Raw genomic sequence first — 13,625 nt, 5'->3', positions numbered from 1 at the left:
GCCGCACGGGAACCCCGACCTGCCGCGCCGGCCCGGGGTGAGGCTGACCCAGTTCCCCGCGCCGTCGGGGGCCCAGCCGCGTACGGCCGTCACATGGAAGGCGACGCGCTGGTTGGTGTTGTTGGTGCAGTCGGCGATGGTCAGGTGACCCGATCCACAACCCCTTCGTTATGACGTCCTCGCCGCAGGTCAGGGGCCGTCCGGGCGCGGGTCAGGTGAGCCAGAACGCGGCCCGGTCCCGCCACCGGGCCAGCAGTTCGCGGTCGCCGGTGACACCGAGGGCGCCGTCGGGGAGCGGGCGCCCGTAGAGGAAGAGCAGGAGGGCCGTCGGGGTGGCGCGGACGGTGACGGCTGCCGGGGCCGCGGTGCGGTGGAGGACGGGGGTGTCGCCGGTCAGGTCGATGAACCAGCGGGCGGGGGCGGGCGGGGGACCGCCGGGGGAGAGGGCGCCGTCGGCCGCGTCCGGGGTGGCCGTCGTCGTGTCGAAGGCGAGGGTACGGCCCGGGCCGAGGACGGCGGGGGAGTCCGGGAGCGGTGCGTGGGCCTCCGGGTGGTCGCAGAAGGACAGCCACTCGTCGACCGCGTCGCGGGCCGCCTCGTCGGTGGCGGTGAACTCCGCGCCGACGGCGAGCGCCGCGTCCGCGCGGTGGACGAGGGTCTCGCCCGCCATCCGCCGGGCCCAGAAGGCTGGGGACGTCTCGTCGGGCAGCACCGTCCACACCCGGGCGTCGGGCCCGGCCGCGTGCAACTGCTCCACCAGGCGGGCGGCGCCCTCGTCGAGCCAGGCGCCCAGGGCGGCCAGATCTTCGGCCCGGCGCGGCGCGACCGCGTTCACCAGGTCGTCGGGCACCTCCCGGGTGGCGCGGGTCCGGATGATCTCCTCGACCCAGCGGTGCGCACCGCCGACGTGCCGCACCAGCTGTCCCAGGTGCCAACCGGGGCAGCCGGGAACCGGCGTGAGCGCGTCGGCGGCCTCGACGAGCTTCCTCAACTCCGCGGTCTGACGGGTGATTTCGGTGCATCGGCGGGCGAATTCCGGTGTACTCATGCCCGGATGGTAGGGCGGGCCGCAGGGCGCCGCCACGCGGTTACGGGGCGGTCGGGCGGCCCCGGCGCGAGGCCGCCCAGGGCCACCGCGGCGGCCTCACGGTCGCCGCGCGCCCGCCGCCGGTTCCTCAGGCGTCCGCGTACACCCGCCCCGCGAACTCGGCCACCTGGGTGTCGCTGAGGTTCTTGGCGAGGTCCGCCTCGGTGATCATGCCGACCAGGCGGTGACCTGCGCGGACGTCGATCACCGGGAGGCGCTTGACCCGGTGCTTCTCCATGGTGTGGAGGACTTCCCCGGCGTCCGCCGCCGCGTCGATCCAGTGGATCGGCCCCTCCAACGTCCCGGCCTGCACCGTCGCCGGGTCGATGTTGTCGGCGCAGCACCGGACGACGATGTCGCGGTCGGTGATCATGCCGATGAGCCGGTTGTTGTCGCCGCAGATGGGCAGGCAGCCGACGTCCATGTCGCGCATCATCCGCGCCGCCGCGTGCAGCGTCTCGTGGGCGCCGACGCAGTGCGCCCCGCCGGTCATGATGTCCTGGGCGCGCAGCGGACCGGCCGCGTCGCGTGTGCCGGGCATGACAGCCTCCTTCCGGGTGGCGGAGCACCGCGACAGCCCCCCGGCGGCGCTCCCGGAGCGGCCCCCTCCGCCCCTCTCGTGCCGTCTTCTCCTTCCATCACACCACCGATGGCCGGACCCCGCCGCCCGCCCCCGAAGCGCCCCTCGGGGAAGGGCCGCGACCCCTCGGGGGCAACCCCGAGAATTCCCTGAACTTCACATAAAGTGTGTGACTTTCGTGGGCCGCGCCTTATCGTCGAAGGAAGCCGCGAGCGACGTTCCGGGGGAACGCGTCGAGCCAGCGAAGGGGGGCGGCCGGGCATGCGACCGAGCCGTGGGTCAGAGGCAGAGGTGGAGCAGCGCCGCCGGACGGTGCTGCGCCAGGTCGCCGACGAGGGCGAGATACGGATAGCCGATCTCGCCGAGCGCCTGGGCGTCAGCGTGATGACGATGCACCGCGATCTCGACAACCTCACCGAACGCCAACTCCTCCACAAGGGCCGCGGGGTGGCCACCGCCTTCCCCGTCGTCACCATGGAGAGCGCGGTCCGCTTCCGTGAGCACGCCGACCTCGACACCAAGACGGCGCTCGCCGACGCGCTGGTCGGGGAGGTCACCCCGGGCAGCACGGTCATCGTCGACTGCGGCTCCACGCTCTTCCCGCTCGCCCGCCGCCTGGCCACCGTCGAGGACCTGCACGTCATCACCAACTCCCTGCGCGTGGCCTACCTGTTGTCCGGCTCGTCCGCCGAGGTCACGTTGCTGGGCGGCCGGTTCCACGAGGACTTCGAGTCCTGCGCGGGCCCCCGCTCCCGGCGGGAGCTGCGCGGGCTGCGGGCCGCCGTCGCCTTCGTCACCGCCACCTCGATCAGCGCCGGACGGCTCTACCACCCGGTCCGCGAGTACGCCGACAACAAACGCGCCTACCTCCACTCCGCCGACCGCGCCGTACTCGCCGTCGGACACCGCAAGTTCGGCCGCACCGCCACCTTCGGCTACGGCGACGTCGGCGGGTACGACCTGCTGGTCACCGACGACCGCGCGCCCGCCGACGAACTGCGCGCCGCCCGTGACCTCGGCGTCGAGGTCCGCACCGTCACCCCACCGGCCTGAACCCCGCACCACCCCGCCACCACCGCACCGTCACGAGAGAGGCCGATCCATGCGCGCCGTCGTCGTCGAAACACCCGGTACCCACACCCTCGCCACCGTCGACGACCCGACACCCGGGCCCGGCGAGGTCGTCGTGGCGCCCGCGGCCGTCGGCATCTGCGGGACCGATGTGCACATCGTCGAGGGCGAGTTCGCGCCCACGCCGTACCCGATCATCCCCGGGCACGAGTTCACCGGCGAGGTCGTCGCCCTGGGGGAGGGGGTGACGGGGCTGCCCACCGGCACACAGGTCGCCGTCGACCCCTCGCTCTTCTGTGGCGCCTGCCGCTTCTGCGCCATCGGCCGCGGCAACCTCTGCGAGCGCTGGGGCGCCATCGGCGACACCGTCGACGGCGCGATGGCCGAGTACGTCACGGTGCCCGCCGCCAACTGCTACCGGCTCCCCGAGAGCGTCGACACCGTCCAGGGCACCCTCATCGAGCCGCTGTCCTGCGCGGTCCGCGGCTTCGACGTCCTGCCACGCCGCCTCGGCGACCACTACCTCATCTACGGCGCCGGGACGATGGGCCTGATGATGCTCCAACTCGCCCGCGCCGCCGGAGCCGCCTCCCTCTCGGTCGTCGACGTCAACGAGGGCCGGCTCGCCGTCGCCGCCCGCCTCGGCGCCGACGCCACCGCCATCGACGCCGCTGCGCTGGAGCGCCCCGGCGGCTGGGAGACGGTCATCGACTGCACCGGCGCGATCCCCGCCATCGAGGACGGCCTCACCCGGGTGCGCCGCGGCGGCACGTTCCAGCAGTTCGGCGTCGCGCCGTCGGCGGCCAAGGCGTCGTTCTCGCCGTTCCAGGTCTACAACGACGAGATCACCATCGTCGGCTCGATGGCCGTCCTCCACAGCTTCGGCCGCGCCGTCGACCTCATGGCCAAGGGCGTCATCGACGCCGACACCATGCTCACCCACCGCTTCGGCCTCGCCGACTTCACCACCGCCCTGGACACCTTCCGGGCCGGGACGGGCCGGAAGATACAGATCCACCCGGGGAGTTGACGGACAGCGGCCCGACCGGCGGCGGGCGGTCCGCACGGCGGAGAGGGCTTGACCGGGGCCGGGCGTGACCCAGCCCCGGCCCTGGAGACGCTCGGGCCGGGTCGGGCCGGGCGACGACGTACCGGGACGGGCGGTCCGGCACGCCCGGCCACGCCTCGGCACGGGCCGGGCCCTCCGGGGATCCGTCGGCACGGGCCGGGCCCTCCGAGCCCCCTCGGCTCAGCCCGGGCTCTCCGGAGCCCGGCCGCCTCAGCCCACCAACTCCCCCCGGCTCAGCCCCCGGCCACCGCCCGTACCGCCTCCGCGACCGGCGTGCCGCCGTTGATCAGCTCCAGCGTGCGGTGGGCGGTGCCGGGGGAGTCCAGCAGGGCCAGCAGGGTCGCCGCCACGTCGTCGCGGGTCACCTCCGCCCGCCCCGTCGACTCCGCCAGCGCCACCAGGCCGGTCCCCGCGTCGTCCGTCAGCCGCCCGGGGCGCAGGATCGTCCAGTCGAGCCCGGCCCGCGCCCGTACGTCCGCGTCGGCCGCGCCCTTGGCCCGCAGATACGCGGCGAAGACCGGGTCGGTGCCCTCCGGCGGCTCCCGGTCCGCGCCCATCGACGAGACCACCACGAACCGCTGGACGCCCGCCGCCTCCGCCGCGTCGGCGAACAGCGCCGCCGCACCGCGGTCCACGGTGTCCTTACGGGCCGCACCGCTACCCGGACCCGCACCCGCGGCGAACACCGCGGCGTCCGCGTCCTCCAGATGCCGCGCCACGTCCGCCACCGACGCCGACTCCAGATCGCACACCACTGGCTCGGCACCCGCCGCCAGCAGGTCACCCGCCTGCTCCGGCCGGCGGATGATCCCGGCCACCTCGTCCCCGCGCCCGGCGAGCAACCGCTCCAGCCGCAGCGCGATCCGACCATGTCCACCTGCGATGACAATGCGCATGTCGCCGACCGTAAACGACCTCGCCCCGAAACCCGCCCGCCGCGACGCCCCCGCGCCCGTCCCGGGCCCACACGGCCGAAACCCACCACGGGGCGGACCTCCTGGGTGACCCTCAGGAAGGCTCCCTGAACGCCCGCCCCCGCCCCGCATCCATCAGGAACCCTCCCTGAAGGCCCGCCCCGCCCAACTGCCGCCCCGCCCTCACCGCTGCGACTGACGGGGCAGCTCCAGGGCCACCGCGACCGCCGCGTCGCAGTACTCGCGTACCGCGCTGGTCCGGGCCACCACCCGCCCCCGGTGGATCACCACCCGGCTGTACGCCAGCGACAGCACCCCGGCGATCCGCTCGCCCCGTACCGCCAGCAGCTCCGCGGGGAAGCCCGCCTCGACGCGGACCTCCGGCAGCCCCTGGACCGCCCGCGCCGCGCCGCTCACGGACTCGTACGCGGCCTCCGGGGTGGCCTCTCCCAGGGACGCCAGCAGGTACGCCGCCTCCAGGGGATCGCCGCGGCCCACCGGGTTCGCCGCGTCCCGCAGGGCGCCGCTGCCCGCCGCCACCCGTACGCCCGCCGCCCGCAGCAGCCGCACCGGCGCGGGCCGGGCCACCCGGGACCCGTACCGCTCCAGCGCCGCGCAGTCGCCCTGCGGCAGGCAGACGACGGTGACCTCCGCCGCCGCGAGCTGCTCGGCGACCCGCCCCGCCACGCTCCGCGGCATCCGCGCCATCCCGGCGCACGGCCCGATCGCCACCCCGGGCCGCAGCCCGCCCGCCATCGCCGCCAACCGGGCCAGCCGCGCCGGGTCGTCGCCGTCCGTGTGCAGGTCCACCGGCGCGCCGTGCTCCGCCGCCACCGTCAGCACCGCCTCGACGTGCCCGGCCGGGTCCGGGTCCAGATCCGGACAGCCGCCGACCACCGACGCGCCCATCGCCACCGCGTCCCGCAGCATCGCCAGCCCGTCCGCGCCCGCCACCCCGGTCAGCACCCGCGGCACCGCCACCGCCGACAGATCCGCCAGCCCCCGCAGCGACCGCCGCGCCTTGAGCACCGCCTCCAGCGCCCGCAGCCCGCGCACCCCGCCGACCCGGACGTGGGTGCGCGAGGCGGTCGCCCCGTGCCCGAGCTGGAGCAGCGCCGCCTCGGTGGTGCGCCGCTGGACGTCGTCGGGGGAGTCGGACGCCGGGCCCGCCGCGTCCGCGGTCAGCGCCGTGTCGCAGTGCGCGTGGGGCTCGGCGGGCGCCGGGAGCAGCAGATAGCCGGAGAGGTCGACCCGGGCGCCCTGCGGGGCCAGCGCCCCGGCCGTCCCGACCGCCTCGATCCGGCCACCGCCGAGCCGTACGTCCACCGTGCGGCCGTCGGCGAGCCGGGCGCCGCACAGGGCCAGGGAGCCGGCGTCGAAGCCGCCATCCGGCTTGCCCGGCCGCGGGGACGGCTGCGCTGAACTGCTGTCGGACATCGCGCTCCTCGAAGCCACGGGCGTGCAAGATCACGCAGCGTGCCCCGAGCCTAGGACGCGCCCCCGGGCGTCCCGCGCAGGCGCGGAATAGTCGTACCGGCGTGGTGCGGGCCGCCGCGGCGGGCGCCACCCGGATACGGATTTCACGTTTGGCGGCGGGCCGTGTAATGTCTTCATCGCTCGCCCCAATAGCTCAGTCGGCAGAGCGTCTCCATGGTAAGGAGAAGGTCTACGGTTCGATTCCGTATTGGGGCTCTGGTGTGAAGTTTCCTCGCCTTCGGGCGAGGGTCCTTCGCATCGCAGCGGTGTAGCTCAGTCGGTAGAGCAAGCGGCTCATAATCGCTGTGTCACCGGTTCAAGTCCGGTCACCGCTACTGACAGTAGCCGATTGTGGGGTCGGTCCTTCGATCGGCTACTCTTTTATGCGTTCATCCGTCCGTCCGTCCGTCAAGGAGCACTCACGTGGCTGCCACCGACGTCCGCCCGAAGATCACGCTGGCCTGCGTGGAGTGCAAGGAGCGGAACTACATCACCAAGAAGAACCGGCGTAACGACCCGGACCGTCTTGAGATGAAGAAGCACTGCCCCCGTTGCAACTCGCACACCGCGCACCGCGAGACGCGATAACACAGGCTCGTACGTGAGGCCGTCCCCAGATAATGGGGGCGGCCTTACGGCGTTATCACCCCAGTAGTCAGGGAGGTTGCGAGCCAATGGCGCTCGATCCGTCATTCATCGGTCGTACGTACCCGCCCACCGAGCCGTATGAGGTCGGGCGGGAAAAGATCCGGGAATTCGCCGAGGCGATCGGTGATCGGAATCCCGTGTACACCGACACCGAAGCGGCCAAGGCGCTCGGCCACCCCGAGGTGATCGCCCCGCCGACTTTTGTGTTCGCCATCACTTTCCAGGCCGCGGGCCAGGTGATCGAGGACCCGCAGCTCGGGCTGGACTACAGCCGCGTGGTGCACGGCGACCAGAAATTCGCCTACACCCGCCCCGTGCGCGCCGGTGACCGGCTCACCGTCACCTCCACCATCGAGGCGATCAAGTCGATGGCCGGTAACGACATCATCGACATCCGCGGCGACGTCCACGACGAGAACGGCGAACACGTCGTGACCGCCACCACCAAGCTCGTCGCCCGCGCCGTCGAGGAGGCGTCCTGATGACCGCGAAGATCTCCTACGACGACGTCGAGGTCGGCACCGAACTCCCGGCGCAGACCTTCCCGGTGACCCGCGCCACCCTCGTCCGCTACGCGGGCGCCTCCGGCGACTTCAACCCGATCCACTGGAACGAGAAGTTCGCCAAGGAGGTCGGGCTGCCGGACGTCATCGCGCACGGCATGTTCACCATGGCCGAGGCCGCCCGCGTCGTCACCGACTGGGCCGGTGACCCGGGAGCCGTCGCCGAGTACGGCGTCCGCTTCACCAAGCCCGTCGTCGTCCCCAACGACGACACCGGCGCGGTCATCGAGGTCAGCGGCAAGGTCGCGGCCAAGCTCGACGACGACGCCCGTACCGTCCGCGTCGACCTCACCGCGACGAGCGGCGGCCAGAAGGTGCTGGGCATGTCCCGCGCCGTGGTCCGCCTCGCCTGAGCGGACGCCTCCGGGGGCGGTCGGCGCCGACCGCCCCCGTACCCTTGGGCGCGTGCAGGAACGCCACGAGGAACACCAAGCCCCGCTCGCCCCGCTGACCACCTTCCGGCTCGGCGGCCCGGCGAACCGACTGATCACGGCCGTCACGGACGACGAGGTGATCGCCGCCGTCCGGGAGGCCGACGCCGCCGGGACCCCGCTGCTGATCATCGGCGGCGGCTCCAACCTCGTCATCGGCGACAAGGGCTTCGACGGCACCGCCCTGCGCATCGCGACCCGCGGCCTCACCCTCGACGGCACCCGCCTGGAACTGGCCGCCGGTGAGAACTGGTCCGACGCCGTCGCCCGCACCGTCGAAGCCGGTCTCGCCGGGATCGAGTGCCTCGCCGGAATCCCCGGCTCGGCCGGTGCCACCCCGATCCAGAACGTCGGCGCGTACGGCCAGGAGGTCTCCGCGACGATCACCGAGGTCGTCGCCTACGACCGGCGCGCCGAGGAGACGGTCACCCTCACCAACGCCGAGTGCGTCTTCTCCTACCGGCACAGCCGCTTCAAGGCCGAGCCGGACCGCTACGTCGTCCTGCGCGTCCGCTTCGCCCTGGAGGACGCGGACGGGCTCTCCGCACCGCTGAAGTACCCCGAGACCGCCCGGGTCCTCGGCGTCGAGGCAGGTCAGCGGGTGCCCGCGGCCACCGCCCGGGCCACCGTCCTCGCGCTGCGCGCCGGTAAGGGCATGGTCCTGGACGCGGACGACCACGACACCTGGTCCGCCGGATCCTTCTTCACCAACCCCGTCCTGACCGAGGCCGAGCACGCCGCGTTCGTCGCCCGCGTCCACGACCGCCTCGGCCCGGACACCGCCCCGCCCGCCTTCCCCGCCGGTGACGGCCTGGTGAAGACCTCCGCCGCCTGGCTGATCGACAAGGCCGGTTTCCCCAAGGGCTACGGCACCGGCCCGGCCCGTATCTCCACCAAGCACACCCTCGCCCTCACCAACCGCGGCGAGGCCACCACCGAGGACCTGCTCGCCCTCGCCCGCGAGGTCCGCGACGGCGTCCACGCCGCCTTCGGCGTCACCCTCGTCAACGAGCCGGTGACGGTCGGCGTCAGCCTCTGAGACGGCCACCGGCGGCTCCGGGCACCCCGGGGCCGCCGGACCGCGGACGCCCCCGGGGCCCGTCCCGCCTCAGCCGCGTCCCGGGGCCACGCCGTCGCCGGGGCCCGCCAGCCAGGCGTCGACCCCCGCCAGCAGCCGCTCCCGCTCCGGCTGCGGCGCCCGCGAACCACGCACCGACTGCCGGGCCAACTCCGCCAGCTCCGCGTCCGTGAAGCCGTGCGTACGCCGCGCGATGTCGTACTGGGCGGCCAGCCGCGAACCGAACAGCAGCGGATCGTCGGCGCCCAGCGCCACCGGCACCCCGGCCGCGAAGAGCGTCCGCAGCGGCACGTCCTCCTGCTTCTCGTACACCCCCAGCGCCACATTGGACGCCGGGCACACCTCGCAGGTCACCCCGCGCTCCGCCAACCGCCGCAGCAGCACCGGGTCCTCCGCGGCGCGCACCCCGTGGCCGACCCGCCCGGCGTGCAGATCGTCCAGACAGTCCCGCACGCTCGCCGGACCTGACAGCTCCCCGCCGTGCGGCGCCGCCAGCAGCCCGCCCTCGCGCGCGATGGCGAAGGCCCGGTCGAAGTCCCTCGCGAATCCCCGGCGTTCGTCGTTGGACAGCCCGAACCCGATGACGCCCTGATCCGCGTAGCGCACCGCGAGCCGGGCCAGCGTCCGGGCGTCCAGCGGATGCTTCATACGGTTGGCGGCGATCACCACCCGCATCCCCAGCCCGGTCTCCCGCGAGGCGGCGCGCACCGCGTCCAGGATGATCTCCAGCGCCGGGATCAGCCCGCCCAGCCGGGGCGCGTACGACGTGGGGTCGACCTGGATCTCCAGCCAGCCCGAACCGTCGGCGACATCCTCCTGCGCGGCCTCGCGGACCAGCCGCTGGATGTCCTCGGGGGCCCGCAGGCACGACCGGGCGATGTCGTACAGCCGCTGGAAGCGGAACCAGCCGCGTTCGTCCGTCGCCCGCAGCCTGGGCGGCTCCCCGCCGCGCAGCGCCTCGGGCAGATGGACGCCGTACTTGTCGGCCAGCTCCAGCAGGGTCGTGCTCCGCATCGACCCCGTGAAGTGCAGGTGCAGATGGGCCTTCGGCAGCTGACGCACGTCACGAACGCTCTCCATTCACCGATCTTGCCGCACACACCCGCCACGCCGGTAGCCCGGCCCCCGAACGAGCTGAGCGGGGAAAACGCGTACGGGCCACCGGGCGCCCCCCGGTGGCCCGTACGGGCGGCCCCTGCGCGGCTAGCGCGCCTCGGCCAGCAACCGCTGGATCCGCGACACGCCCTCGGCGAGATCGTCGTCCCCGAGCGCGTACGACAGCCGCAGGTAGCCCGGGGTGCCGAACGCCTCGCCCGGGACGACCGCGACCTCCGCCTCCTCCAGGATCAGCTCCGCCAGCTCCGCGCTGCTGCCCGGGCGCCGCCCGCGGATCTCCTTGCCCAGCAGCCCCTTCACCGACGGGTACGCGTAGAACGCCCCCTCCGGCTCCGGGCAGACCACGCCGTCGATCTCGTTCAGCATCCGCACGATGGTCCGGCGCCGCCGGTCGAAGGCGGTCCGCATCGCGTCCACGGCCGTGAGATCGCCGCTCAGCGCGGCGACCGCCGCCGCCTGCGAGACGTTCGCGACGTTGGACGTGGCGTGCGACTGGAGGTTGGTCGCCGCCTTGACCACGTCCTTCGGCCCGAGCATCCACCCCACCCGCCAGCCGGTCATGGCATACGTCTTCGCCACGCCGTTGACCACCACACACCGGTCCCGCAGCTCCGGCACGACCACCGGCAACGAGCAGAACTCCGCGTCGCCGTAGACCAGATGCTCGTAGATCTCGTCGGTCAGCACCCACAGCCCGTGCCGCGCCGCCCAGCGGCCGATCGCCTCCACCTGCTCGCGCGGGTACACCGCACCGGTCGGGTTCGACGGCGAGACGAACACCAGCACCTTGGTCCGCCCGGTCAGCGCCGCCTCCAACTGCTCGACGCCCACCCGGTACCCGGTCGTCTCATCGGCGACCACCGGTACGGGCACGCCCCCGGCCAGCCGGATCGACTCCGGGTACGTGGTCCAGTACGGCGCCGGGACGATCACCTCGTCGCCCGGGTCGAGCAGCGCGGCGAACGCCTCGTAGATCGCCTGCTTGCCGCCGTTGGTGACCAGGACCTCGGACGGTTCGACCGCGTACCCGGAGTCGCGGCGGGTCTTCGCGACGATCGCCGACTTCAGCTCCGGCAGTCCGCCCGCCGGGCTGTAGCGGTGATACTTCGGCGTCCGGCAGGCGGCGACGGCCGCCTCCACGATGTAGTCGGGCGTGGGGAAATCGGGCTCCCCGGCGCCGAACCCGATCACCGGGCGGCCGGCGGCCCGCAGGGCCTTGGCCTTGGCGTCGACGGCGAGCGTGGCGGACTCGGAGATGGCCCCGACACGGGCGGACACGCGGCGGATGCCGCCCGCGGCGCCGGTCGGTTCTGAGGGGGAGACAGCGCTCATGGCGGCATCGTCGCAGACCTCCGGCGGCCCGGCGCGGAGCTCCACCGGCGCCGCTCGGGACGTTTCTGTTCGACGCCCGGCCTCGGAACACGTACACTCGCTGACCGTTGGCTCCCAACCGGGCAGCGCGTTCCACGCACTTGGTGCGTCGGACACATGAGGTAGGTTGGGGGACGCACAAAGGGTCGTAGCTCAATTGGTAGAGCACTGGTCTCCAAAACCAGCGGTTGGGGGTTCAAGTCCCTCCGGCCCTGCTACACGCACTTCTTCACCGCAGTGCGTGCACGCGTACGTACTGAAATGCACCGCCGTGCGGCCGGGCCGGACGCTGTACGGCCACGACCCGGATTCAGGTGAGGACGAGTGACGGACGCCCTGGGCTCCATCGACATGCCTGAGCGTGGTCGTTCCGAGGACGACGCAGCGGAATCGAAGAAGAAGCCCCGTCGCGGCGGTAAGCGCGGCAAGAAGGGCCCGCTCGCACGCATGGCGCTCTTCTACCGCCAGGTCGTCGCGGAACTCCGCAAGGTCGTCTGGCCCTCCCGCAGCCAGCTGTCGACGTACACCACCGTGGTGATCGTCTTCGTCGTCATCATCATCGGTCTCGTAACCGTGATTGACTTGGGAATCAACCGAGTCGTCGGGTACGTCTTCGGCTGATCCCGCGGAGGGCACCTCAGCGGGGTGCCCTTTCGCATGTTCAACCCCTTGAAGCCAGGAAGAAGCAGCCACGTGTCTGACCCGAACCTGAACGACGCCGCCGAGCCCGTCACGGCCGCTGAGGCCGACGTGGACGCGGCCGTCCCGGCCGAGGTCGAGGGCGACGCTGCCGCCGTCTCCGATGGCGAGGGCGCCGTCGACATCGTCGAGAACGCCGACGGCGCCGACGAGATCGACGCCGAGGACACCGAGGCGGGCGAGCCCGCCGAGGCCGCCGCCGTGCACGTCGAGGACGAGGACGCCGCCGAGGAGGCCGAGGCCGAGGTCGACGAGGAGCCGGTCGACCCGATCGCCGCCCTCCGCGACGAGCTGCGCGGTCTGCCCGGTGAGTGGTACGTCATCCACACCTACGCGGGCTACGAGAAGCGCGTGAAGGCCAACCTGGAGCAGCGCGCCGTCTCGCTCAACGTCGAGGACTTCATCTACCAGGCCGAGGTCCCCGAGGAAGAGATCGTCCAGATCAAGAACGGCGAGCGGAAGAACGTCCGCCAGAACAAGCTCCCGGGCTATGTGCTCGTGCGCATGGATCTGACGAACGAGTCCTGGGGCGTCGTCCGCAACACCCCCGGTGTCACCGGCTTCGTCGGCAACGCCTACGACCCGTACCCGCTGACGCTGGACGAGATCGTCAAGATGCTCGCCCCGGAGGCCGAGGAGAAGGCCGCCAAGGAGGCCGCCGCGGCCGAGGGCAAGCCCGCGCCGCAGCGCAAGGTCGAGGTCCAGGTGCTGGACTTCGAGGTGGGCGACTCCGTCACCGTCACCGACGGCCCGTTCGCGACGCTGCAGGCGACGATCAACGAGATCAACGCCGACTCGAAGAAGGTCAAGGGCCTCGTCGAGATCTTCGGTCGCGAGACCCCGGTCGAGCTGAGCTTCGACCAGATCCAGAAGAACTGACGCTCTTCCGGACCCCCGCTTCCGAACAGGTCAGACCGGCTGTCGCAGCCGGTCTGACCTGCTCGGTTTTTGGCCGCACGACCCTACCCGTTATCGTGGTGCGGTATGCCTCCATCCGGATGACCGGATGGCATGGCGAAACCTCTCACTAGGACCCGGAGAGAGCATGCCTCCCAAGAAGAAGAAGGTCACGGGGCTCATCAAGCTCCAGATCCAGGCCGGTGCCGCGAACCCGGCTCCGCCGGTCGGCCCCGCGCTGGGTCAGCACGGCGTGAACATCATGGAGTTCTGCAAGGCCTACAACGCCGCGACCGAGTCGCAGCGTGGCATGGTCGTGCCGGTGGAGATCACGGTCTACGAAGACCGTTCCTTCACCTTCGTGACCAAGACCCCGCCGGCCGCGAAGCTGATCCTCAAGGCCGCCGGTGTGGACAAGGGCTCCGGCGAGCCCCACACCAAGAAGGTCGCGAAGATCACCGACGCCCAGGTGCGCGAGATCGCCACGACCAAGATGCCCGACCTGAACGCCAACGACCTGGACGCCGCCGCGAAGATCATCGCGGGCACGGCCCGGTCCATGGGCGTCACCGTCGAGGGCTGACAGCTCGTACCGGCGTAGTCGCCACCCGTGGCAGGGCCAGGC

General features: G+C 72.6%; 15 protein-coding genes and 3 tRNA genes. 12 read left to right on the top strand and 6 right to left on the bottom strand.

Going from position 1 to position 13,625, the window contains the following annotated elements; translation table 11 throughout:
- Positions 1–211: 211 nt before the first annotated feature.
- Positions 212–1,048, bottom strand: coding sequence for a maleylpyruvate isomerase family mycothiol-dependent enzyme (locus IF23_RS0114205; protein ID WP_030283499.1), 837 nt, complete (start codon positions 1,046–1,048; stop codon positions 212–214).
- Positions 1,049–1,175: 127 nt separating this feature from the next.
- Complete coding sequence (locus IF23_RS0114200) at positions 1,176–1,628, bottom strand: CBS domain-containing protein (RefSeq protein WP_030283497.1); 453 nt, start codon at positions 1,626–1,628, stop codon at positions 1,176–1,178.
- Between the two features lie 300 nt (positions 1,629–1,928).
- Between IF23_RS0114200 and IF23_RS0114195 the strand changes: the two genes are divergently transcribed.
- Positions 1,929–2,720: a DeoR/GlpR family DNA-binding transcription regulator gene (locus IF23_RS0114195; RefSeq protein WP_030283495.1), complete on the top strand. Its 792-nt coding sequence runs from the start codon at positions 1,929–1,931 to the stop codon at positions 2,718–2,720.
- A 49-nt stretch (positions 2,721–2,769) separates the two neighbouring features.
- Entirely contained in the window at positions 2,770–3,768 is a 999-nt protein-coding gene (locus IF23_RS0114190) for a zinc-dependent alcohol dehydrogenase family protein (RefSeq protein WP_030283493.1), read from the top strand.
- Positions 3,769–4,040: 272 nt separating this feature from the next.
- Here the strand turns inward: IF23_RS0114190 and IF23_RS0114185 are convergent, their stop codons facing one another.
- Complete coding sequence (locus IF23_RS0114185) at positions 4,041–4,703, bottom strand: NAD(P)H-binding protein (protein WP_030283491.1); 663 nt, start codon at positions 4,701–4,703, stop codon at positions 4,041–4,043.
- Between the two features lie 201 nt (positions 4,704–4,904).
- Positions 4,905–6,158 carry an amidohydrolase family protein gene (locus IF23_RS0114180; RefSeq protein ID WP_030283489.1) on the bottom strand — a complete coding sequence of 418 codons (1,254 nt, stop codon included), beginning with the start codon at positions 6,156–6,158 and terminating at the stop codon, positions 4,905–4,907.
- A 182-nt stretch (positions 6,159–6,340) separates the two neighbouring features.
- On the opposite strand from IF23_RS0114180, the gene IF23_RS0114175 reads away from it, so the two are divergent.
- The 6 genes from IF23_RS0114175 to IF23_RS0114150 all read left to right on the top strand — a co-directional run bounded on the left by IF23_RS0114175 (position 6,341) and on the right by IF23_RS0114150 (position 8,878).
- Positions 6,341–6,413: transfer RNA gene (locus IF23_RS0114175), tRNA-Thr, on the top strand.
- Between the two features lie 46 nt (positions 6,414–6,459).
- A tRNA-Met gene (locus tag IF23_RS0114170) sits at positions 6,460–6,532 on the top strand.
- An 88-nt stretch (positions 6,533–6,620) separates the two neighbouring features.
- Positions 6,621–6,785, top strand: a complete 165-nt coding sequence (rpmG, locus tag IF23_RS0114165) for a 50S ribosomal protein L33 (RefSeq protein WP_006604855.1) — start codon at positions 6,621–6,623, stop codon at positions 6,783–6,785.
- 86 nt (positions 6,786–6,871) lie between these two features.
- The gene (locus IF23_RS0114160; RefSeq protein ID WP_030283488.1) at positions 6,872–7,327 is read left to right on the top strand and encodes a MaoC family dehydratase N-terminal domain-containing protein; all 456 of its coding nucleotides are present in this window, start codon (positions 6,872–6,874) and stop codon (positions 7,325–7,327) included.
- Positions 7,327–7,761, top strand: a complete 435-nt coding sequence (locus IF23_RS0114155) for a MaoC family dehydratase (RefSeq protein WP_030283486.1) — start codon at positions 7,327–7,329, stop codon at positions 7,759–7,761. The genes IF23_RS0114160 and IF23_RS0114155 overlap by 1 nt, the downstream gene beginning before the upstream one ends.
- 52 nt (positions 7,762–7,813) lie before the next feature.
- Positions 7,814–8,878, top strand: coding sequence for a UDP-N-acetylmuramate dehydrogenase (locus IF23_RS0114150; RefSeq protein WP_030283484.1), 1,065 nt, complete (start codon positions 7,814–7,816; stop codon positions 8,876–8,878).
- Positions 8,879–8,947: 69 nt separating this feature from the next.
- On the opposite strand, the gene IF23_RS0114145 is transcribed toward IF23_RS0114150, so the two are convergent.
- Both IF23_RS0114145 and IF23_RS0114140 read right to left on the bottom strand, forming a co-directional pair.
- Complete coding sequence (locus IF23_RS0114145; RefSeq protein WP_030283482.1) at positions 8,948–9,997, bottom strand: adenosine deaminase; 1,050 nt, start codon at positions 9,995–9,997, stop codon at positions 8,948–8,950.
- Between the two features lie 123 nt (positions 9,998–10,120).
- Entirely contained in the window at positions 10,121–11,365 is a 1,245-nt protein-coding gene (locus IF23_RS0114140; protein WP_030283480.1) for a pyridoxal phosphate-dependent aminotransferase, read from the bottom strand.
- 181 nt (positions 11,366–11,546) lie between these two features.
- On the opposite strand from IF23_RS0114140, the gene IF23_RS0114135 reads away from it, so the two are divergent.
- From IF23_RS0114135 to rplK, 4 genes are all read left to right on the top strand, one after another.
- Positions 11,547–11,619, top strand: a tRNA-Trp gene (locus tag IF23_RS0114135).
- A gap of 109 nt (positions 11,620–11,728) precedes the next feature.
- The gene (secE, locus tag IF23_RS0114130) at positions 11,729–12,025 is read left to right on the top strand and encodes a preprotein translocase subunit SecE (RefSeq protein WP_030283478.1); all 297 of its coding nucleotides are present in this window, start codon (positions 11,729–11,731) and stop codon (positions 12,023–12,025) included.
- A gap of 72 nt (positions 12,026–12,097) precedes the next feature.
- A complete protein-coding gene (nusG, locus tag IF23_RS0114125) occupies positions 12,098–12,982 on the top strand; it encodes a transcription termination/antitermination protein NusG (protein ID WP_030283475.1) in 885 nt (294 codons plus the stop codon).
- Between the two features lie 166 nt (positions 12,983–13,148).
- A complete protein-coding gene (gene rplK, locus IF23_RS0114120) occupies positions 13,149–13,583 on the top strand; it encodes a 50S ribosomal protein L11 (protein WP_030283474.1) in 435 nt (144 codons plus the stop codon).
- Positions 13,584–13,625: the final 42 nt, after the last annotated feature.

The sequence above is a fragment of the Streptomyces catenulae genome (assembly GCF_000718015.1).
GTDB classification, from domain to species: Bacteria; Actinomycetota; Actinomycetes; order Streptomycetales; family Streptomycetaceae; genus Streptomyces; species Streptomyces catenulae.
Note: the sequence above shows the minus strand (reverse complement) of the source record. Positions and strands in the feature narration are given on the sequence as shown.

Bases quoted from the DNA above. Each gene is read 5' to 3' on its own strand.
- IF23_RS0114205 (WP_030283499.1), bottom strand. From the start codon at position 1,048: ATGAGTACACCGGAATTCGCCCGCCGATGCACCGAAATCACCCGTCAG.
- IF23_RS0114200 (WP_030283497.1), bottom strand. From the start codon at position 1,628: ATGCCCGGCACACGCGACGCGGCCGGTCCGCTGCGCGCCCAGGACATC.
- IF23_RS0114195 (WP_030283495.1), top strand. From the start codon at position 1,929: ATGCGACCGAGCCGTGGGTCAGAGGCAGAGGTGGAGCAGCGCCGCCGG.
- IF23_RS0114190 (WP_030283493.1), top strand. From the start codon at position 2,770: ATGCGCGCCGTCGTCGTCGAAACACCCGGTACCCACACCCTCGCCACC.
- IF23_RS0114185 (WP_030283491.1), bottom strand. From the start codon at position 4,703: ATGCGCATTGTCATCGCAGGTGGACATGGTCGGATCGCGCTGCGGCTG.
- IF23_RS0114180 (WP_030283489.1), bottom strand. From the start codon at position 6,158: ATGTCCGACAGCAGTTCAGCGCAGCCGTCCCCGCGGCCGGGCAAGCCG.
- IF23_RS0114160 (WP_030283488.1), top strand. From the start codon at position 6,872: ATGGCGCTCGATCCGTCATTCATCGGTCGTACGTACCCGCCCACCGAG.
- IF23_RS0114155 (WP_030283486.1), top strand. From the start codon at position 7,327: ATGACCGCGAAGATCTCCTACGACGACGTCGAGGTCGGCACCGAACTC.
- IF23_RS0114145 (WP_030283482.1), bottom strand. From the start codon at position 9,997: ATGGAGAGCGTTCGTGACGTGCGTCAGCTGCCGAAGGCCCATCTGCAC.
- IF23_RS0114140 (WP_030283480.1), bottom strand. From the start codon at position 11,365: ATGAGCGCTGTCTCCCCCTCAGAACCGACCGGCGCCGCGGGCGGCATC.
- rplK (WP_030283474.1), top strand. From the start codon at position 13,149: ATGCCTCCCAAGAAGAAGAAGGTCACGGGGCTCATCAAGCTCCAGATC.